General features: G+C 53.7%; 22 protein-coding genes. 17 read left to right on the top strand and 5 right to left on the bottom strand.

Going from position 1 to position 20,622, the window contains the following annotated elements; genetic code table 11:
• Window positions 1-2: 2 nt before the first annotated feature.
• Window positions 3-353, bottom strand: a complete 351-nt coding sequence (locus BLR35_RS03605) for a pilin (protein WP_090377496.1) — start codon at window positions 351-353, stop codon at window positions 3-5.
• 132 nt (window positions 354-485) lie between these two features.
• Between BLR35_RS03605 and BLR35_RS03600 the strand changes: the two genes are divergently transcribed.
• From BLR35_RS03600 to BLR35_RS03575, 7 genes are all read left to right on the top strand, one after another.
• Complete coding sequence (locus BLR35_RS03600) at window positions 486-1,490, top strand: hypothetical protein (RefSeq protein WP_090377491.1); 1,005 nt, start codon at window positions 486-488, stop codon at window positions 1,488-1,490.
• A 94-nt stretch (window positions 1,491-1,584) separates the two neighbouring features.
• A complete protein-coding gene (locus tag BLR35_RS20185; RefSeq protein ID WP_139169236.1) occupies window positions 1,585-2,064 on the top strand; it encodes a hypothetical protein in 480 nt (159 codons plus the stop codon).
• A gap of 159 nt (window positions 2,065-2,223) precedes the next feature.
• Complete coding sequence (locus BLR35_RS03590; RefSeq protein WP_090377487.1) at window positions 2,224-3,138, top strand: DUF932 domain-containing protein; 915 nt, start codon at window positions 2,224-2,226, stop codon at window positions 3,136-3,138.
• Between the two features lie 150 nt (window positions 3,139-3,288).
• Window positions 3,289-5,292 (top strand): ATP-binding protein, encoded by a 2,004-nt coding sequence (locus tag BLR35_RS03585; RefSeq protein WP_211704962.1) that lies wholly within the window; start codon window positions 3,289-3,291, stop codon window positions 5,290-5,292.
• An 87-nt stretch (window positions 5,293-5,379) separates the two neighbouring features.
• Complete coding sequence (locus BLR35_RS03580) at window positions 5,380-6,618, top strand: hypothetical protein (protein WP_090377484.1); 1,239 nt, start codon at window positions 5,380-5,382, stop codon at window positions 6,616-6,618.
• A 272-nt stretch (window positions 6,619-6,890) separates the two neighbouring features.
• Complete coding sequence (locus BLR35_RS20180) at window positions 6,891-7,073, top strand: hypothetical protein (protein ID WP_139169235.1); 183 nt, start codon at window positions 6,891-6,893, stop codon at window positions 7,071-7,073.
• 90 nt (window positions 7,074-7,163) lie between these two features.
• A complete protein-coding gene (locus tag BLR35_RS03575) occupies window positions 7,164-7,862 on the top strand; it encodes a deazapurine DNA modification protein DpdA family protein (RefSeq protein WP_139169234.1) in 699 nt (232 codons plus the stop codon).
• 627 nt (window positions 7,863-8,489) lie between these two features.
• On the opposite strand, the gene BLR35_RS03570 is transcribed toward BLR35_RS03575, so the two are convergent.
• Together BLR35_RS03570 and BLR35_RS03565 are read right to left on the bottom strand one after the other, a co-directional pair.
• Window positions 8,490-9,296 carry a DUF429 domain-containing protein gene (locus BLR35_RS03570; protein ID WP_090377478.1) on the bottom strand — a complete coding sequence of 269 codons (807 nt, stop codon included), beginning with the start codon at window positions 9,294-9,296 and terminating at the stop codon, window positions 8,490-8,492.
• 6 nt (window positions 9,297-9,302) lie between these two features.
• Complete coding sequence (locus BLR35_RS03565; RefSeq protein ID WP_090377474.1) at window positions 9,303-9,806, bottom strand: hypothetical protein; 504 nt, start codon at window positions 9,804-9,806, stop codon at window positions 9,303-9,305.
• 269 nt (window positions 9,807-10,075) lie between these two features.
• Between BLR35_RS03565 and BLR35_RS03560 the strand changes: the two genes are divergently transcribed.
• The 5 genes from BLR35_RS03560 (at window position 10,076) to BLR35_RS03545 (ending at window position 14,524) form a co-directional block, all read left to right on the top strand.
• Window positions 10,076-10,729 carry a hypothetical protein gene (locus BLR35_RS03560; protein ID WP_139169233.1) on the top strand — a complete coding sequence of 218 codons (654 nt, stop codon included), beginning with the start codon at window positions 10,076-10,078 and terminating at the stop codon, window positions 10,727-10,729.
• Between the two features lie 103 nt (window positions 10,730-10,832).
• Entirely contained in the window at window positions 10,833-12,293 is a 1,461-nt protein-coding gene (locus BLR35_RS03555; RefSeq protein ID WP_090377467.1) for a hypothetical protein, read from the top strand.
• A 323-nt stretch (window positions 12,294-12,616) separates the two neighbouring features.
• Complete coding sequence (locus BLR35_RS03550; protein WP_090377464.1) at window positions 12,617-13,852, top strand: tyrosine-type recombinase/integrase; 1,236 nt, start codon at window positions 12,617-12,619, stop codon at window positions 13,850-13,852.
• Window positions 13,853-13,949: 97 nt separating this feature from the next.
• Window positions 13,950-14,096, top strand: a complete 147-nt coding sequence (locus BLR35_RS20515) for a hypothetical protein (protein WP_170830955.1) — start codon at window positions 13,950-13,952, stop codon at window positions 14,094-14,096.
• A 32-nt stretch (window positions 14,097-14,128) separates the two neighbouring features.
• Window positions 14,129-14,524 carry a DUF8104 domain-containing protein gene (locus tag BLR35_RS03545; protein WP_090377461.1) on the top strand — a complete coding sequence of 132 codons (396 nt, stop codon included), beginning with the start codon at window positions 14,129-14,131 and terminating at the stop codon, window positions 14,522-14,524.
• 6 nt (window positions 14,525-14,530) lie between these two features.
• Here the strand turns inward: BLR35_RS03545 and BLR35_RS03540 are convergent, their stop codons facing one another.
• Window positions 14,531-15,571, bottom strand: a complete 1,041-nt coding sequence (locus BLR35_RS03540) for a Cdc6/Cdc18 family protein (RefSeq protein WP_170830954.1) — start codon at window positions 15,569-15,571, stop codon at window positions 14,531-14,533.
• 200 nt (window positions 15,572-15,771) lie between these two features.
• On the opposite strand from BLR35_RS03540, the gene BLR35_RS03535 reads away from it, so the two are divergent.
• The 5 genes from BLR35_RS03535 (at window position 15,772) to BLR35_RS03525 (ending at window position 20,254) form a co-directional block, all read left to right on the top strand.
• On the top strand, window positions 15,772-16,578 hold the full coding sequence (locus BLR35_RS03535) for a Cdc6/Cdc18 family protein (protein ID WP_090377455.1): 807 nt from the start codon (window positions 15,772-15,774) through the stop codon (window positions 16,576-16,578).
• Window positions 16,579-16,704: 126 nt separating this feature from the next.
• Window positions 16,705-16,896 carry a hypothetical protein gene (locus tag BLR35_RS20175; protein ID WP_139169232.1) on the top strand — a complete coding sequence of 64 codons (192 nt, stop codon included), beginning with the start codon at window positions 16,705-16,707 and terminating at the stop codon, window positions 16,894-16,896.
• On the top strand, window positions 16,893-17,252 hold the full coding sequence (locus tag BLR35_RS20170) for a hypothetical protein (protein WP_139169231.1): 360 nt from the start codon (window positions 16,893-16,895) through the stop codon (window positions 17,250-17,252). The genes BLR35_RS20175 and BLR35_RS20170 overlap by 4 nt, the downstream gene beginning before the upstream one ends.
• Window positions 17,253-17,357: 105 nt before the next feature.
• A complete protein-coding gene (locus BLR35_RS03530) occupies window positions 17,358-19,553 on the top strand; it encodes a queuine tRNA-ribosyltransferase tRNA-guanine transglycosylase (RefSeq protein ID WP_090377452.1) in 2,196 nt (731 codons plus the stop codon).
• A 2-nt stretch (window positions 19,554-19,555) separates the two neighbouring features.
• Complete coding sequence (locus tag BLR35_RS03525) at window positions 19,556-20,254, top strand: hypothetical protein (RefSeq protein WP_090377449.1); 699 nt, start codon at window positions 19,556-19,558, stop codon at window positions 20,252-20,254.
• Here BLR35_RS03525 and BLR35_RS03520 read toward each other — a convergent pair.
• Entirely contained in the window at window positions 20,248-20,523 is a 276-nt protein-coding gene (locus tag BLR35_RS03520; RefSeq protein WP_090377446.1) for a winged helix-turn-helix transcriptional regulator, read from the bottom strand. The two genes, BLR35_RS03525 and BLR35_RS03520, sit on opposite strands and share 7 nt — an antisense overlap.
• Window positions 20,524-20,622 lie beyond the last annotated feature (99 nt).

Here is a 20,622-nt window from a genome sequence, read left to right as displayed (position 1 = left end):
TTTCAGCACGCCCCTCCGATCTGGGAGACCAGCCAGACCACGACCATGTTCGCGGACAGGATGATCACGAGACCGATCAAGACCGCACGCACACGCCTCTTCGCACGTACGATCTGATCCCTTGTTCCAAACATGTAGACCAAGCCGGCGACGGTCAGCGAGAGCACCGCGACTGCGAGACCTCCCAACGTAATCAGAGTAATCAGGGAGTCAATCAGGTTGAATAACGGTTCAAACTCCGCATCCACCTCACAACCTAGGGCCTCGAAGACCGACAATGCTGGAGTCGGGTTCAGAGTCGATGCAACGAACTGTGACAGCGTTGCCACTGTCGCTTCCACGATTGGTCTCATAGCTGATTTGTCCCGAATCGAATTCCGTTTTTGGAATCCGATCGGTAATCCATCTTAGGACCCGGATAACAATATATCATTTTGGAGATGGTTAGAAATGATTCTCCCGAGCCAGAGAAAAAAGTTAGACTAATGGAAGAAATTAAATCAGGCTGGATCAAGCATCGGATCACAGAAGTGGATCACAAGGAAAAGGAAGGCGAAGTCTACTTTAGAGTCAAGTTTCATTCAGTGGTTGAAATACTCGATATACATCCAGGGGATACCATTCACCTGGAACTAAGGGAGGAAGACGAGTATGCCTACATCCGGGGAGAAAAGTCCAGAAACGGATCTTCTGTGGAAGGGTATTATAAAGTCCATCAAGACAACTACTTCGAGGTCCCCAAACGATGGAACGAGTTCTTTCCAGACCGGTTTTACCAAGCTGTGGTGGAAGTAAATCTAAAGGATGACCCCCATTTTCGAATGTACCATCCCATAGACTATGGGTTGCACCGAGTACCAGAACTCCAGAAACAGAAATATGACACACTAATAGGAGAATCAATTGAGGAAAGATATTGGGAGGAAATCAAACCGAACGTAGACACTGTAGACCTAGCCTCCAGGACCCCTTTCGACGGTCAAAAGGTGAAGATAGTCCCCGTGAACCCCGATTTTGATCCAGTTCTCCAAGAATCGGATCAGCAGTTTCACGGAGACAACATCGTGGTTACACCGGACGACGTGACCTCAGTTACAAAGGATCACACGATTCCTGCAAAAGAACTCGATAAGTTTTCATTTAGATGGATACCAGACATCAACAGCGCAAATGATATTGACAAACTCAAAACCCATAATAAGAATAGGAGGTCATCACTGATATTCAAAATTGAAGACAAAGGAGGGAAAGAAGTGATATTGCCCAAAAAAGGCGGGATAGCAGTATGGGCCGCAGAAAACGGGAGACTTGGCTACACATGGTTGCTTCACACAGAGGAATACCAAGGGAACGATCTTCCCGAAGGAAAGCGTATTAACTCGAAATGGGCAGCCAAATACTTTGATTCCTCTGATTCAGATGAATCCTGTATCAAGCTGTACCTCCCGATCCCGTTTATGACTAAGGATCCCGGCGTGTGGTGGACATAGTCACTCCACACTAGATTTCCTTTTCAACAAGGGGAGCACCTCATTCCTTAGGTGATGAGACATTGATACCCTCAACCATGGTTTTCCAGAGGAGATGATACAGGATCTGCAGACCGGTGGCAACGCATTGGAAGAGCACGGATATGAGGTCTGTTACAGTATCGAGATAGATGGTGATCATCTCACTCGTAAGAGAGGCAGTGAACCTGAAGAAGCATTGAACGAGTTTTTTGACTATGTTCGCAGAGTTGAAAAGACGAAGATAGAACCCTCGACCGATGCACTTCTAGGAGTCTTCGAGGACGGTTCCGAAGAGAATGTTAAGAATGCTGTTAACGAGCTTTTCTCTCATTTCAAGGCCCGGATCGATGTAGACGAACCGGGGGTTGATCAACTCGAACAATCTGTCAGACCTCCAGTTCAACGTGCTTTCATAGACTACCGCCCACAGCTTCAGGGCGGAGTTTTCAAACTCAGCTACGGCGCAGAGAGCGCAGAACCCTATATAGATGAATTCGAAGACCTGTTCGCGGGAGAAGGGCTTCGAGTAGAAAGATATGATTCGTTCCGGTAATTGTACAATCGAAATACGGTGTCCCCTCGAGTACAACTCATTCTTCCTCCTTGAGTTCAGTAAGGGTGATACAAGATTCAAGACGAACATTACCAGTTCAACGATTTGAACGGTCTCTACCAAACTGCTGAACGATTACCGGATGTCCAACGTCATCAAGTGTATGCTTACCACGGTGATTTAGATGCATGGGAACCAGTTCCCTGGCGAGACAGTCTCTGGACCGACGAAGACGACCCCCAACTTGCAGGCGAGGTTTCCAGCAGCACCGACTTCTATAACGTAATCCAGTACGGCGACATCCTCGAGGCGATCGGCCACGGCGTCGAGCAACACGATCTCAATCCGGAGGGCCACGTTTCGCTCTCCGAGACACGGCACAAGATGAGCGCCAAAGTTGGCCTGGAGCAATCGATAGAGCCTCGAGAAGGCGACCAGATCGAGTTACAGCTCCACGCCCGGTCCGGCCACTCGGGATACCACGGCGTCAAGTACGATATCGGAGCCGAACGCCTCGTCTGTAGCAACGGAATGACCGCGTTCGTCGCCGAGCACAGCTTTGAGCAGACCCACGGCGAACCGTTCCAGCCACAGTTGGCGTACCACGCCGTCGACTCGATGGTGGATGGTGTCGATACGGTCGAACAACGCCTGGCAGATGCCCAGGAACGCGAACTCATGAACTTAGACGAGGCATTGCTCGTGCTCTACGATCTCGGAATCGACGAACTACTCGAGAACCCAACCCCGGATCTCCTGACCGCACTTCACGAGGAAGTCGAGGATACCGATGCACCAACCCTGTACGAGACGTACAACGCCGCGAGCTACGCACTCACTCATCTGACCGAGGAAGACATCCCGGAGTATGCCCTGGATGATGCCTACGAACGGGCCGCCGGACTCCTCGAGTACGGAGACGGTATCCCACACCCAGAAATTCTTGGGGAGAATGCGGTCACGAACCGTGCAACCCAGTTGCTCGAATCCGACGATCCCGAGGAGGAAGAATACTGGGAAGACGAAACCGAGTCCATCCGTGAGCTGCTGGACGTCCACGAGGTCGACGCCTGACCGGTCCACACGAGCCGATTACAGCATGCAGGAGTCCTAGCCAGCTACTGCCAACAGCGGTGGGGAGGAAACGGGTAGCCCGCGGGGGCTGCTCCATCCGAACCACCCCCTACCCACAGATACCCGAGTCTCGGCATCGGAACAGCCCCTGTGCGACGAACACGGGACCATCCACGGGTAGAACGCCTCCTGCGACTCGCCGACGATCTCGAGATCACTGACCCCCAGATCGATCAGTTGCTCAAGGCAGCAATGGTTTCCAGTAGTCGGTCGATCATATACGATGCGCTCACGATTTTCGCAGCGAAGGCGGCGGAACAGCAGCACTATCCATTCCCTGACGACGCTCACTGCGGATCGGTTCACCTTGGTGAAACACCGCGGAACCGGCTCGTTGGCATCGGTCCCGATGACCTCACCAAGCACCTTCTCGCAGTCGGACAGTCGGGATCAGGAAAGACCACACTGTTCTACAATCTGATGTCCCAACTCGAGGCCCCGTTCTGGAGTTTCGACCTGAAACAGGACTACCGCCATCTCATCCACGAGTACGACGATCTCCTGGTGTTGCCGTGGTCGGAGCTGAAGTTCAATCCGTTGAAGCCACCAGATGGAGTCCCGCTGCTACGCTGGGCACAGGTCTTCGCCGAAATCTTCGGCCACGCGACGGCCTTACTGTCCGGTTCCAAGAACTACCTGCTGAAGCACGTAGTCAACCTCTACAAGCTCTACGATCTGTTCAACGACCGCTCGCCACCGTATCCGAGCCTCCACGAGCTCGAACTCCTGATGTGGGACGAGAACATCAACTACGTCCGGAAGACGTCGAACTACCGTGACACCGTCCTCAACCGACTGGAAGCGATGAACCTCGTTGCCGGAACGGTCTTCGACTGTAGCCACGGCCCGTCCCTGGACACGCTGCTCGATCGGAACATCGTGTTCGAGTTCGACGGGCTCAGCCGAGACCTCCAGAACTTCCTGATGGAGATCCTCTTTGCGTCCGTCTACGAGTACCGGTTGGCACAGAACCAGCGAGACACTGGTCTCGAGCACGTCTTCTTTCTCGACGAGGGAAAACAGGTGTTCTCCGTCTACAAGGAACGCCAGGACGCCGCGGGTATCCCTGAAATCGATCAACTGACCGCGAAGATGCGAGAGTTCGGTGAAGGGCTCGTCGTCGCGGATCAGGAAGCGTCGAAACTCACCGACTCGATCAAGGCCAACACCGATACCAAGGTGTTGCTGCCGACCAGCGACCAGAAACAGTTTCGTGCGATTGCGGAGTCGATGGCGCTGTCCGACCGCCAGCAAGCGTTCGCACAACGGCTCGAGGTTGGGGAGGCGATCGTTCAGGTTGGGAATAGAGATCCAGTGCCAGTACACCTCCGGAATTACAGTGTGGAGAAGACGATCACCGATCAGGAACTGGAGAAGTACCAACGCGAAGCGTGGCAGCAACTCTCCTGCGAACCGCGTGAAATCGCACCCCGGTTAGACCACATACTCAGTGCTGGCCAGAAAGGAGAGCGGGCCAAGACGGGGTCCAGCGACGGTCACGGTGAAGAGGAAGTGTCGAGAGATGCTGAACGCCTCCTCAAAGACGTGGTTGAATACCCGTTCAAGCCGTTGCTCGGGCGATACCAGCAGTTCCCGAGTCGGTACAAGGGGAACAAGTTGAAGAACGAGCTCGTTGACCACGGGCTCGTTATCGAGAGAAAGGTCAAAGGTGGGGACCAACGGAAGTTACTGGAGCTCACCCAGCACGGGCAGGAGTACGTCGAAGACAATCTCGACGTCGATCCCGGATTCGAGGGGCGAGGCGGCATCGTCCATCGCTACTGGCAACACCGAATCAAAGACCGGTTCGAAGAGGCAGGCTGGACGGCCGAGCTTGAACGTGATGATGCGGACGTCTACGTCAGCATGGGAAATACAGGCCTGGCAGTCGAGGTCGCGATGGAAAACAAACCACGGGAACTGGAGCACGTGGAAAAGCACCTTGAGAACGACATCGCTGTCTGGATCATCTGCCGAACCGAAATCGTCAAAAAAGGGCTACGACAACGGATAGCGGAACGCGATATCCCACGTGATCAGATCACGTTTCACCTGTTTCAGGACTTCAGCGAGACCAGCTCACTCCCCGAATAGCCGCCTACCATCGTTGTGCAACCTAATTGTGCTGACGGCAGAATTGAAAGTGGTGATTTATACGAATGTACTATGATTTGAACAGGTATGGCTGGCATGCCACGGTATCTCCGCTCTATCGAGGGAAGTGAGGTCGCACAGAACGATTTGGTGGCTGGGATTCTCACCGAATCCTTAGAATACGGCCCCGAGCTTCTGAACACACTCCACGAACCAGAATTGGGCGGTAAACGGTTCAGCGGGGAGACAGAACTCGTTGCAGCACAGACAAAGTTGCAGTCTCGATCCGAGAGGGAATTAGACTGGGTATTCGAGGACTTGAATGAGTTGCTAGTGGGCTACGAATCCAAGAAGAAAGCAGGGTTCGGGGAATCGCAGTTGTATCAGGAAGCGGTCGAGCTCGACCGCGTTGCAAAGCGAGGAGCCCGCATACTCATCGTCATAACCGATGACGTCAATGAGCCTGAAATTGTCGAAGAGACAAGGGAAAAACTCAGCCAAGAAAGCGTCGAGGTACGGGTCGAGTGGTTGAGTTGGAACGATCTCCTTGCTCGACTTGATGAGATAGACACAAACGACATCAAACCCCAACACGAACCACTCGCGAAGCAAATTCGTCGGGCCCTCGAAGCGGAGGGGTACGGCTCACAATTTACCGAACTCCTCCACTTCGAAGAGGACGAAATCGAACGGATCCAGCGGCAACAGGATCAAATCATCAGTTTAATCCAAGACTTGGAACGCCTGGCACCAGAAATCGGGTTGTCCCGCTACTCTTCCGGCCGAAAGGAGATCTTTCACTGGGGCGGGAGGAAGTCACTCAGTTCGCTATCAAAGTCCTACCATCCGCTGGTCCCTCAAGATATTATGGTGCCATTCGTTCCATCCGAGTATGACGATTTCCCGGAAGAACGCGGAACTTCATCGGCATACCCAGGCGTATACCTGAATTTCTTCGAACAGACAGTTTACGTTGGTGCCCATCTTCGCCCAAATAAGAACGAAGAGCATCGTGAAGCCCTTCTCAACTCGAATCAGGAGTTTGCGGCAGTGGCAGAAGAACATGATTTAACGTTATACTCAATGTGGAATTCGTGGGGTATTAGCAATACGCACAAAGATCCAGAGGAAATCGAGACGGTGCTGACGGAAGATCGCTTACTGCCGGACGAGGGCTACAAACGGCTTCTCTTCGGATGGCCGTTGACCTTTGAGGAGAATGGCCAGGCATTTGTCGAGGAGATCTTGGAAGCGTTGGGGCGCGTTCATGAATTCAGTTGGGAATCCAATAGCAATTTATTCCATCCGTCTGTGGCTTCAGAATAGTCGCATTCCAATTTTCGTATCGGGAATGCACAGTAGAACCAGCGAAGGCGCTCTTGGAACTCTACAGCGTTGTACTTCCTCCGAGAGTAATGTAGTACTCAAGTGTCGAAAGGCCCGGATTCGCTCAGAACCAACCTTATTGGTTGCTTGGATCGTCCCACATTGATTGGCCACACTGGATGGCATTTCCTCCGGCTACTGCTGCAAGTGAAACACGGCCTGGAGATAGTCACTTCATTGATTAGCACCAGTCCGTGTGTCATGGTGATACGATGGGCGAAACAACGGTCAGGATACGTGACGGGAACTATCAAAAGATAGGGGCAGCAGATTCCACACCGGTCTCGTGTTTCACCGATGCCCTCGTCCAGGTCAAACTCTACGAAGTCGAGCTCGCGGCTCGGTCGCCATCGAATTGGCGGATCGAGGATACGGCGTTCACTAGGCCGTGGTGATCGGCCGTGGAAAACACCGATTTCAGATTCTTCTTTGGGTGCGCCTCCGGGAGTGCGCGAAAAGCGCTACAGAAGCTGGAAGAGCCGAACGTGTTACTCAACTACGCGACCGCGAACAACACCCCGTTCGACACGATCGAGAACCTCTTCGTCGACTCCGGCGGGTACAGCCAACTACTCACTGGCGAAGCGTACCAGACCTCGGACCGAGAGTACCTCGCCTATCTCAGAACCCACGACCCCGAGCTGTTCGCCCTCCGAGACTACCCCTGTAGTCCGGCAGTCCTTCGAACACACGATCGAACGGTCCGTGATCACCAGCAGCGAACGACTCGCCACCACCGCCGACTTCTCGATACATTCGATGATTCGGGCCTGACTGGTGAACCCGTCGCAGTCCTGCAGGGCTGGTCGCCAGCGCAGTATCTGACGCATCTCGACGAGTTACGGTCGGAGGGGTTACTCACACGATACGTCGGGATCGGATCGCTCGCTCGTCGACAGAACACTTCGACCGTGGCCCAGATCATCCATCAGGTCCGGGACGAGCTTCCGGAGAACCACCGCCTGCACGGGTTCGGCGTCACGCCACGTGTACTTCAGTGTCCACGCGTGGTGACCGCCCTCGATTCGGCCGATTCGACGGCCTATGAACTCCGGACCCGGCTCGAAGACCGACGAAACACCTGGCGCGAGCAGGCCTATCACTATCTCCGAATGAAGCGCCAGCTCGAGACGCTCACGACCTCGCGAAGCGAACAGCAGTCGTTGGTTCACTTCAAGGCCTGAGACCTATCGTCCGTCGCAGCCGCTCCGAACAGGGCGCATCGAACCGGGGTTGATCGTCGCCTCCATCTGAAACGAATCGTGCAAGCGACCTGGCGGGTGAACTCTGAACCGGTGATATGCAAAGAAGGGTGGCGATCGTGGCCCTCCGAGAGGGACCTGTACAGCTCGATCTACGGACGGCCTGGGCGCTCGCGCCGAGAACTCACCCGAGGGACGATATCCAAGCCAATTCGGCGACTTCGGCAGGAACGCGGGGCGCGGACCCTCATTAGCGTGGGAGTTCGGGGACTTCGGCATATCGGAATAGGGACTCTGGTAACTCGCTTGCTATCTGGGGATACGAGAAAGGAGGTGTGCATACTCGTCGGACCTTGGTTCCGGTGATGAGTATGGAGTCGCTGGAACGAAGTGCGTATCCGATACGTGCGCAGTTGCGCGAGTCACCAGAGTCAGTGGTCCGCCGATGAGTATGCCGATCCGAATAGGAATACCCGTGCCACGCTGAGTAGTACCCATTCAGAATTTGGCAAGCCTGAGTGTTTAGAGTGGGAGCCGATTTCTGATATACTCACGAAGTCCAGCGGCCGTTAGAGGGGGCCGAGTGCCGTTCAGGCTTAGCGGTCACATCTACTTCTGGTCTTCCAGTAACGGTTCTCTCGCTCGATAGACCATCTCCATAGGGAGGCCTGTAGAGTCGGATGGTGGATTCCCGCTGGGTAGCCGGAGTAGTTCAGCCTCATCAGCAGCGGCGGTGATAGCTAACACCATCGCGTCTAGGACATCGTCGATCTCGACGTCTGTGTCTTCCTTCGCGGAGATGTCGTTGCAGACCTCGTAGAAGGTCTGCTCCGATTCGTTCTCGACTTCTCTCATCGCCTCTAATCGCTCGACGAATCCGGACACCAACTTCTTGGAGTGTTTGAGTTCTTCTCCCGCCAACGCTCTAAAACAAACCTCGGGATGTGCCTCCGCAATCGTATCGTCAATTCCATCGACAGATGGACTCTGATCATCCTGGAGTAACTTATCGACCTCGAAGACTCCTTTGGCAATATGGTAGGCTTGCTGCTGTAACCCCTTTCCTGTGATTCGTTTGTTCGTCCTGGTCACTTTCTCGTGTGGTTCCTCGGCTACAGCTTCTTCAGCGGCTTCGCGGGCAGGTGGGTTAAAGACGGAACTGTGGCGTGATCCCAATACCTGTCTCGCCAGTTTGTCACACTGGCGCACGAGTTCCTCATCACCCTCACGGTCGCCTTCTTGGAACAGTCCGATCGGGACATCGATGAGGATCCGTTGGACGGAATTCTCGTACGTCCGGTACACGTCGACAACGTCGTCTGCCATCAGCACATCTTCGTATTCGCCGTTCTGATAGACGACTGCAAGCCAGGTGTCGTTACACCAGTCAATTCCGATCGAATGCTGTTTGGCCATCGTCGTTCAATCTCCTGTAGGATACTCCCACACGAACAGGGGAATCGAGAATCCGAAATAGTTTCCCAGAACGGCTTGGACATCGTTTTTCGTGCGATCGAGGGTAGGGAAATTGACGTAGTCGGGAATCAGGAGAACGCCTGCGCTAACGTCGTCGCCAGCAGCAAAGCCACGAGGATCCCGATACGTAGCTTCCATTTTCATCAGGTGCCAGTTCGCTCGCATCTGTTCACCGCGTTCGTGTTCGAGCAAGACACCCGATTTGTACGCATCAAAATTGGCTCGGCGTGAGATAGTTTCGTTCGTGTTTGGAGCTTCGAATCGGACGGTGACTTCCTGTTCCCAGTCGATCGGCTGCAACAACTCACGCCGGTCCGCGAGATTTTGATTGCCACCGCCGTATTCGTCGTATGCTTCCGCAATGATCGGAAGCTCTTCGAGAACTCCCTTCTCTTCGAGGATCTCTCGCGCCCCCCTGTACGACCACGTCTGGCTGGGTACCGGTTCCATAGCTGGCTCCTTGGCCACACTTCACGAGGTTGTTGACATAAAATCCGAGGTGACTCTATAACGATTTTCGGAGAGTTTGGGGTCTATACGAGCGGCGGGACAGCCGGCTCATACGTGGATCACTTGTTCAAAGGCTCTTACGAAGAAGTAAGTGGGCGGACTATACCGAAGTCGCCGTCCCGTTTGCCAATCACGGTCTGTTGGCGCTGGTTCTCCACATGCTGCAGCTCAGAGATAGTTTCATCGGCGAAAATCAGTTAACGTATATCATGGACGATCAGACGTTACAGCGTTTGAAAGAGGGGTATCCGACAGCGAGTTGGGCCCTCTGGAGCCCCACGTTTCCAGAAGACGGCTGTATCGAAGAAGACCCCGAAGAACTGTTCGAGTTCGTTCGCAACCGCAAAGAACAGGTACGACCGTCGATTGTATTGTTATCGCTAAATCCATCGACACACATGCCTGCGAGCTTTGAGAACTTCCATTCGACCGACCCCACACACAGGAACGACCAATTCCGAGATATCGTCGTTGATAGCGGCCTCGAGGGTGCGTATATGACTGATCTAGTCGAGCGCGTTGGCGCAGACTCCCAGGAGATCGAGCCGACTCCCGACGATGTACAACATTTCCTCGAACAACTGGAATTACTCGATCAGGACCACTACCATGTCATTTGTTTCCTCGAACCGGTGTATCAAGAACTCAAGGCGCATTTCAACGGGAAGACGCGTTCACTTCAGCACGAGATTCTAACCTTCTCGGCAGACTGGAATGGTACTCCGTTTCATTGCTACCGGGTGTGGTTTCACGCCAATTGGGGAACGAATCGGGAGAAAATAGCTGAGCTACGGAAGCAACTTTCGTATCTTCACTCGAAGATCACTGGTAGCGAAACGACGACACTCTCCGACTGGGAATAGCTGGTTTAGTCACCAAGGAAGTTGACCGAATTGAATCCTCTGTCCTTCACTATCACCAACAATTATAACGTTACTTTCCAATCACAACACTAAGTGGTCGAGGGTGGACAGAAGGAAAAACCGTAGAGCGTTCGTCGCAGCAACCGCAACAGCACTACTCGCCGGATGTAACGAGTTACTCGAAGACGAAACCGCAGAAACCAGGGACAACGGCTACAACGACGAGGAAACCAGTCCTGACTACGAACTCGACTTCTCGCTTTCAGACTCAACAATCGATCTCTCTGATCTTTCTACCAATAGTCTTGGCCAGATGAACGAAGACGATCTAGAATACTTCCAGTTAGAAGATCTAGAACTGTACGAGGACGGTGAACCTGTCGATGAAGTCGACAGCCTTGAACTGCATCTGGAGAACGAGTACGACTCCCGAACAGTAGAACTTGGATCGGAGTTAGGCACGTATGAGGTCGCCTGTAATCAGATACTGGACGGCAGACAGGAAGGGACGGTGAAAGCAGAGAAAGACGGTGAAACAGTAGCGGACGAAGCGAGATCCATCGTGAAAGAAGTACCAGAAACCTACCGGGCGCAAATCATAGTTGACGGACAAAACTTCGACGACTACGAGACGCCGTTCAGTTTTGACAACGTGGAGTTCACGGAAGAAGAATATCAGGAGCTACGAGACCAGCATATCAGGAACGAGACGATCGATGAAATCGTCAGGGAGACGGTCAGGAACGATGAGGTTGATTTCCATCCGGAATTTGATCCTGTCGACCTAGGATATCTGTACTCGCACGAAGAGGACGAATGGCAAACCAACCGATTTGAAGACTTGGATGTCGGCGATTTGGAGGACATTAAGAACGATACTGGAGTGGCCTACAGTATGCACTTCAGCCACCAAAACGATGGCAGATCAGGTATCTCCGGAACCATGGATCAGAAAACTGCGACCGGAATAACACTCGTAGATAGACACATTAACGACATTCCTGAAGGTGAGAACCGGTACGAACACGACCGGGAGATTGATCTGGAAGGTGGATATGTTGGCGGGAGCGGGCACGGCAATGCACTATACTTCGAACGCAACACAGGTCAATGGATTAATTATGATCCGGGTGGTGGCGCAGTAACAGAACCGGCAAACGCGCCGGACGCGGGACGAGGCGACAGGTACTACGCACCAGCTGACCATGAAGTAGGGGAGGTAGATGAAATGGCGAACTACAGCCGGAAAAAACAAGCCGGCACCATAGCACTATACTCTACGACCCGAATACCTGACGTAAACTCGACAGACATCGAAGTCAGCGATCCGCTACAGCAAACACATCTGCAAAGAATAGAAAACAACCAACCATTAGACGCCGAGTTCGAAACCGCGCTCAAAGCTGGAATGATCCATGCGCACAAAACAGGCAAAAAAGCGGTGCTCTACGGGAATAACGAAAACCGGCTTCTAATAACAGAAAACAACGAACACTTTGACCAGTTCCGCGAAAACTCTGACCCAGTAACTACCGAAGAAGTGGAAAGCCAGATGCTCGGATAGACCCCTGATTTTCATCCGTTCAACCGTACTGTTGTGTTGCAGTATCTAGATTGCTTATAAAGAATACTGGCTAGGTTTTCTTTGAAAAACTCAAACGAAAGAAGGAGAGTCGAGGAGAACTTGAAAGAAGCGCTCTCAATAGTTTAGAGCTTGGGCCGGACGCCCGGTACACAAACCGTGTAGTGGGGTCCAACCGTCATGAGGGGCAAACGAACCCCACTGATTACTGAGGTCTGTTGAGGCGACCGTTGGGTCTTCAGTACACCCAACGGAAGCAGTGTGTCTCCCCACTCTCCTTCTGACTCCACACGTGAAACAACGCTATGTCCACCACCAAACACGTCGACGTACAACGCAGCCTTCAAAATCTCGAAAACGAGGTCCACTCGGAGAACGCAAAAGCAGTACGCCGGTTTATCAACCATCAGGCAGCGGAGGGTATCAGTGACGTCCAGCAAGAACGCCAGATCCAGTCTTTCAAAACTCTGCTGAAGCGGTTCACGCCCGACGGGTTCCGGCTGCAAGGCGCGTCTGAAGACGAACTCAAGCAGGTTCTTGCTGATCTCAACAGAAGTGATTACGCTGAAGCGACCAAACACAAGTTCAAGGGCACGATCAAGAAGTTCTACAAGGTCGAGAACGGCGGCCACGAGCACCCGGACAAGGTCGACTTCTTCACCGTGACCAAGAAGAAGGCGACACCGATCACACGGGACGACCTCTTCACCGAAGACGAACGCCAACGCTTGTTCCGGAACTTCTCCAATACACGTGACCGTGCCTTCACCAGCGTTCTCTACGAGTCTGCCGCCCGACCCGGTGAACTCCTCGAGTGTAGTATCAGCGATTTCACGAGCAACGGGAAAGGCGACTTCATCTTCCTCGAAGGATCGAAGGGAACGCCAGATCGGAACAACCAACTCGTCCGGTCGGGACGGACACTCCGGGAATGGATCGCTCAACATCCACTCGGCGGCGAAGTGGGTAACATCGACGACCCTTCAGCACCGCTCTGGGTGAAACGTGAACAGCAGAAATGCCGGGGCTGTGGCAAGATACCTCGGTTCCACGACGACCAGTGCGAATACACACCCGATCTTCGAGACAGGATGAACTACAACGGCTTCCTCAACCGTTTCAAGGATGCCTGTGAACGCGCCGATATTCCCGAAAGCAAGAGAAGACCGTACAACCTTCGGCATACTCGCTTAACGGAGGTCGCGACCTTCATGGGCTACGAACAGCTCAACAAGTTCGCGGGATGGGTCCCCGGTTCCAGCCGGGCGAAGGTCTACGTCCACCTGAACAACGACGACGTCAACCAGGCGATCCGCAAGGAGTACGGGCTCGACACGACAGAAGACCCAGACGAGAACTGGGAGTGCACCTTCTGTGGAGCAGCGAACGAAGGCCAACACACCGAGTGCAGACAGTGTGGCCGTCCAAACAGCCTTGAAGCTCAGTCGAACGCAGAGACGAAAGAACGAGTCATTGAGCGGCTGGCGGAGCTAGAAGAGGCGGGTGTGCTCGACAAACTCGAAGAGTTCGATGAGATGTAGTCCAAGAATTATCTTGGTGTGATCTATTTCACCGATCGTCCCAAATGAAGCGTAGTCTGTCCACACAGGTAAACGAACGCCTCACGACTATCTCTATATGGCCCCACGCTCTAGACTGGCGGAAGCCGAACAGCTGCTCCGGGAAGTCAACGAGTGGACCGAGGAAGAGATCGAGGCATTGCCGAAGCTCTACCAAAAGAAGGCACGAGAGTACCGACAGCTATCGCAACCGGGTGAGGAGTGACTCACAACCGGCTATCTCCATAATACTCGTCCGTGGAAGACGAACGCTCCACCCCGGCATTCACAGAGTTCGACATCGAGGAGTTCCTCGACCGGTCACACGAACAGGAACGCCAGCGGCTCGAGGACGAGCTACAGCGGATCGATCAGGAACTGGAGACCCGCACTGCACTCCTGGATCAGGCCGTCGACGAACTCGAGTCGAAACTGCAGTGGTACGTCGATCGACTGGAACTCCTCTATACACGGTCGACCGGTAAGGACGGCGAACGCGACCGGCTCAAGTCCCGGATAGAATCGTTCTACCAGGACCTCCGTGACGAACGGCGAACCCACTGGCGTGACCGGCAGGACCTGCTGGCCGATCGTCGCGACGTCCGACGCGAACTCGATGAGCTCGAGGAGACGAACTTACTCGATCTCTTCTGAATCTGATCATGACTGCCAGTCAACGAGCCTGATTTCACGGGTTTTCCCTTTCGTCCCGCCATAGTGGTACGTCGTCTCGATGAGGTGAAGCAACTCGAGGTGAGTCAGAAAATCGCTCACCCTACGTTCACTCAGTGGGGCCACCGTAGCCGTTTCGCAGTGCCGCTGGTACTCGTCGTATACCGTCCCGGTCAGATACGGTGGCTCGAGTTCGTGATCGAGCCGTTCGATCGCCTCGTACAAGCGGCGATGGTGCGGCGTGAAGTCGTCGAGCAGGTACGTCACGTATTCTCGATAGGCGGTCGACTGGAGGTCGTCGACGAGGTCCTGTGTGATCTGCTCGTCCGCGGTGTCGGCGGCCTCGCGAAGCCACGTCAACCCAATCATGATGTTCTGGGTCACCTCTGCGATGTGCGAGAGGACGGACTGTTCGATCGAGTCCGGGCTGAGTGCCTGTCGCGCTCGGTCGGCGAGTATCTGGTGAGCCTCCTCCGGTGAATAGGGTTCGAGCTCGAGGTGGTGGGGACGGAACGAACTGTAGGTCCGGTCGTCGAGTGATTCCTCGAGGGTCGAGGTGTTCGCAGAGACGGTGATGACAGTTACGTTGTCGAGCCGGGTGAGAAAGTAGAGCAGGTCGTCCCCGTCGTTCAACAGCAGGAAGTCGAACTCGTCGAGGACAATCACTGTCGGAAGCGTTACCTGGTCGGTGATCTGTCGCTGGACGTCGGCGACGTGGTGGCCGGTACCTAGTTCGGTGCCCGTGAGCTGTTGATAGAGCCGCTCGAGTGCTTTGTACTGGGTGTCGTGGGGAATGCCGGAGAGATAGCAGGTCGTCACCGTCGGTGGGAACGTCGTCAGCAACTGCTGGAGAAGGTGTGTCTTCCCCGTTCCGCGGACGCCGTACACGTGGAGGTGCTGTCTAGGAGAGTCGGTTTCGACGGCGAAGCTGTCGCTGAGTGCGTCCTGGAATTCGTCGCGTCCGACGAACTGTGTTGGGATGTACGAGTGTTCCAGCGGTGGCCGTGAGTCGATGATGGATGGTGGCATAACACCGTGAGGGGGAGCAGTCGCTACACCGTTTTGGCGACCCCTGGCTTCAGTTGCCAGCCAGCGGACGAACGTATCTATTGATGCGGGATAACTAGTTTCGAACATGTGTCTAGAGCAACACATACGAAATACCGTCCCGGGCTCGCCTTTTGAATCCTGACTGATAGATTGTCCCTAGTTCGGAGCGTGAGACTGCTATGTTCGACGACAGCTACGGAAGCGAAATCATTCGGGCAGAAGAATACCTGACAGCCGACCATCCACACCATCCCCCAGTCGAACGCGACGCCGAGCTTCACACGATTCGAGACGCACTGCGGCCCCTGACGAAACGAAAGACGCCGGAGAACCTCCTCGTGTATGGGCCGCCCGGAAGTGGGAAAACCACCTGTGTCAATCACGTCTTCGAGGCGTTAGAGACCGAGGCCGGTGTGAAAACCGTCCAGATCAACTGCTGGCAGTACAGTACGCGGCCAGCGCTTCTGACCGAGATTCTCATCCAGTTAGGATATCCAGCACCCCGGAAGGGAAAACCCGTCGACGAACGGCTCGGGAAACTCCGCGAATGGCTCGACAGGAACCGAAGCGTCGCGATCGCGCTCGACGAGTTCGATCAACTGGAAGACAAGGCCGCGATCGTCTACGATCTTCACATGCTGAGTCAGCAGACCGAGAACAAGCTTGGTCTCGTCCTCATCTCGAACATTCCTCCCGACGGGTTCGTCCTCGATGAGCGCAGCTGGAGCCGGTTGAACTGCCGAGCTGTCGAGTTCAAACCCTATACAGCCGAGGAACTGCTGGCGATTCTAAAAGACCGGGTCGAACAGGCCTTCCGACCAGGTGCTGTCCAGCCTGAAGTGCTGGAACTCGTAGCAGACAGCGTCGCAGACAACGGTGGAGACTGTCGGGATGCCTTCGAACGTCTCCTCCAGGCCGGTCGTCGAGCAACACGAGAAGGTGCTCGCGAGGTCACGCCACAGTTTCTCGAAGAGATCGACGGGTGAGAGAAAATCGGTTGGAACGAAGGCGATCCACTGGTTGAGGTTGAATCTTTCCTTGATCTCTTTGATGTCGATGACGACGAGCTTGGATTCGTAATAGGTCCGCGGATATACGAGGAAACAGGCGAGATGAGGCTTGAAATCAATGTACGAATGCTTGAGAAACGAGAAGACCATATCTATGGAATCGATGGGGTCTACACGTACGATGGTGTAACCGCTGAGGAGTTTCTGACCGAAATCTATCCAGCCACCGTCGATCGATTCGAAAACGAGTTCGAAGAAGCTCAAATCCAGTACTATCATCCGAAGAGCTGGTGATCAAAATCGATTCAGATGATCAAGACGAGTTTCTGGAAGTGTATATGCTGCATCTCCCATCTGAGGAATCATTTGAATTTGAGTACGTCTCTCGAGATGACTGGAACAATCTGTCTGATCCATGTCCTGAATGTAGCGGTACTGAATTTGATCACATCAGGTATGAAGGAGGACACTACGGGCATCATGAGAATACAGTCATCCAGCGCAACGACTACTGGGATCAAAAGGGAAGCTTATACACGGTCTGTAGATCGTGTGATGAAGTGCTCTACAAAAGTCTAGCCTACGATGTGCTTGAGGCTGAAAAGACAGGAGCATTTGATGAATTCTTAGATCTTGATTCCGAGGAGTAGCTAAACAAATTATGGCGCATCTCATAGACATTGCCACAGCTAACAAACGGACTCCAGCAGGTTGATATACGGATGCGTCAAACCAGTTTGTGGTGAATATATCGCGTGCGGTTCTACGTTCCAGAATGGGATGACTTCGTCGACGCGAACTATGACTTTATCCACGATGAGCACTCAGAACTAGATCCAAGTGAACGTGATACCGCGTATATTTGGGATATCTTCGATTACGAGTCGACACCAATCGACGGTGTATTAATTTCTCGTGAGCAGGTAGAGGATACGCCATCCAAATATGAGCGCATCACTGAAAATGGCGTCTATGATGCGCCGATGTTGGACATCCCGAAGTGGCTTCCAACGATCAGTGACTGTGGTGCGTGGGGGTACAAATCCTTCCCGTTCCCCCCGTACAGCAACGAAGAAATGCTCGAGTTCTACGAAACGCTTGATGTCTCTGTCGGCGTCACTATTGATCACCTCGTACTCGGGAGCGGGCATACGGCACGCTTGTATCTAGACGAACGAGCGTTCCCAGACGGATTTTCAACATCGGACATCCCTGACGAGATCTCGAGCGAAGTCGACGTGATGACCGATGAGTGGCCTGCTGAGTGGCCAGACTACGTCCAAGAATATGAGCCATCGATCTACGGCACCGATGTCCAAGAGTTCGACCCAGCGATCTTCGATCAACCGCTCTCAGCCATACTGGCTGACCTGGATACCCATCCCCATGCAGTGTATCGGGATGACGATATGTCGTTCCGGTATGAACTGACGCTGGCGAACGCGAAAGAGATGAAAGAGCTCTACGATGCCGGAGACTATTCGTTCCGGTTGATGGTCGCGATCCAGGGCTGGGATCCTCGATCTTATGGCCGGGCTGCCGAGCAGGTCCTCGACTTGGGCTACCAGTATCTTGGGATCGGTGGTGTCGCCGGGAGTTCCGAAGAAGACGTGAAAGACTGTGTAACATCGGTTGGTCACCGAGTGAAAGAATTCGAGCGCGAACACGAGACCCGCGTTGATACCCACGTGTTCGGGTTCGCGAAGACCGGAGCCTTCGAGACCATCGGCCGGAGCGGGATGGCCAGTTTCGACAGCGCCAGTATGCTCCGTGCCGCGTGGACCGGGGGCGATAATTACCATCTGGACAGTGACAACCGGTACGACGCCATCCGCATCCGATATCCGTCCAGTCGAGCCTCGGTCGAAGAAGCGGTAGAGACTGCGCTCCGCGGCCAAGAGATGCTATACGCGTTGCGGGCGTTCGACAACGACGAGTCAATCGCGGATGCGCTAATCGACTGGCACCAGTCAGCGGTCGTCTCCTTAGACAATCTCGAACCATACCTCAGAGAACACCGGCATGACGACCGGTATGATCAGTCTCTCCTCCGAGATGTCAAAGAGGAACTTCGGAGTGATTACGCGTACGGATCGAAACTTCGAGCAAACTTCAGCGGCAAGTTCCGTGGTCGTCTTGCGAAACTACTGCGAAAGGATGACCCGGACAACCCGGTCCCGTTCAGTGAGTACCAAGACCTGATCGACCGTGTTCGAACCGTCTTCGATGACTGGTCACCAACGAAACTAGAGGAAATTAGCAAACGAGAGGAACGGTCCGGTGAGTACGGCACGTTCGATCAGGTGTGGATACTGGTGCAAAATTATGCTGCCCATGTGGAAGACGAAGGCTACCTCGACGCATACAAAGAGATGTTACGCCACGAACCATGGCGTGAGTGTGATTGCCGGATCTGCCGAGAACAGGGCATCGAAGTCGCAATCTTCCGGGGGAACAACCGGAACCGTCGCCGTGGCTTCCACAATACGCGCCGGTTTTACGACCAGTTCGAGCGAGCTCTCCCGAAGATGGCGGTCCTGACGCGGGGCGGGACCGGCCTTTCTGTCCATGAATCTGTTGACAAGTTCCTTCAGGATAACCGACCCCAGTTCTGGTCAGAAGTGCATGATCTCCCTGTCGCAGAGATTGGGGCCGTGACCGCGAACGGAATTCACGAGTGGTGGGACGCATCACCGACGTCGATCTCCTTCGCACCTCGTGCAATTCAGAACGAACTGCAAGAGTACTGCGCCCGGTACCAAGACGTCTTCATCGACGGGAAAAACTGGACACCAGAAAAGGAACTGGTAGAGGCCATCGAATCGACCGGGTGTAACGTCCATATTATCGATGACCCACGAGATCTACGTGCCGCAGTCCTCAAGCGACTGGACTACGATAGCGAGTTCGTTCCGGAACCAATGATGCAGTCAGGGCTCTCCGACTACTAACCATGCAGGTACTCATCGTCGACCAGTGTTCAAGCGATAAGAAAGGGAAGACCCGGTACGAGCCAGTCAATACAGAGACGATCGACTCAACTCCCCGGACAGAACTCGTTCAGCAGGATGATGTCTACGTCGAGCCTGCTGATCAGCTCTACGAAGGGCGGCAGCAACAACGTATCTCCGACGCTGTGACACGGTTCGAAGAAGCGGGCGACGACGTCGACCGTGTCTTCATCAGTGCTGGATTCGGCGTCGTTGACGCGTCAGAATCACTGCCACTGTACGACGTCACATTCTCCGATATGACCACCGCGGAGGTTGACGAGCGGGCAAAGCAACTCGAAATCTACGACGATCTGCGTGACCGCATTTCTGACAATGCGTACGATATCATCTTTTTCGCGTTGGGCAGCGACTATTACCGGAGTGCACAAATCGACGACCTTGTTTCCCTTATCCCGGAAGAAACCTTCATCGTGCTGTTCAACAGTGAAGACTTGGCTACCGAGTATGAGAACGCTGTATCAGTATCGGCCCGAACAACAGATGCGAAAGAGTACGGAACAATCGTGATTGCGTTGAAAGGGGAATTTATCGAGAACTTCGCATTGCACCGGGAGAACGGAAATACGCCGACGAATGTATCTGAGATAGAACGGTACTGTACCGTAGATCCGAATCAGTCGGGCCTGAGTGACTACTGATCGTCGAGAAGGTTGTCGGCATCTTCGAGAATCTTTATGAGTTCTTCCCCGTCTTCTGTGATTGAGTACTGGACGTCTTTTACACTTCGCTCGTCACGTTCCAGAAGCCCGGTATCAACTAATTGTTGAAGCCGGTTAACGATGATATCGCTCGATGTGTCGAACTCTTCGGCAATGTCGCTGTAGTTCTGCGGACTGTTTTTAGCGAGGAACCCAAGGATTTCGATCGACCATTTCGGACAGACGATTTCCCGAACGTCGTCGAGCATCAGTTTACGCGATTACTGGGGAGCGCTAAACACTCATCGATCTGGCTGAAATAACTTGGTTTTGACCAAGCCTTTTATTGCTCAGCCCAGCTTAGGCGA

Source organism: Natronobacterium texcoconense, assembly GCF_900104065.1.
GTDB lineage: Archaea > Halobacteriota > Halobacteria > Halobacteriales > Natrialbaceae > Natronobacterium > Natronobacterium texcoconense.
The sequence above is the reverse complement of the archived record's forward strand: the minus strand, read 5'-3'. Positions and strand labels throughout refer to the sequence as shown.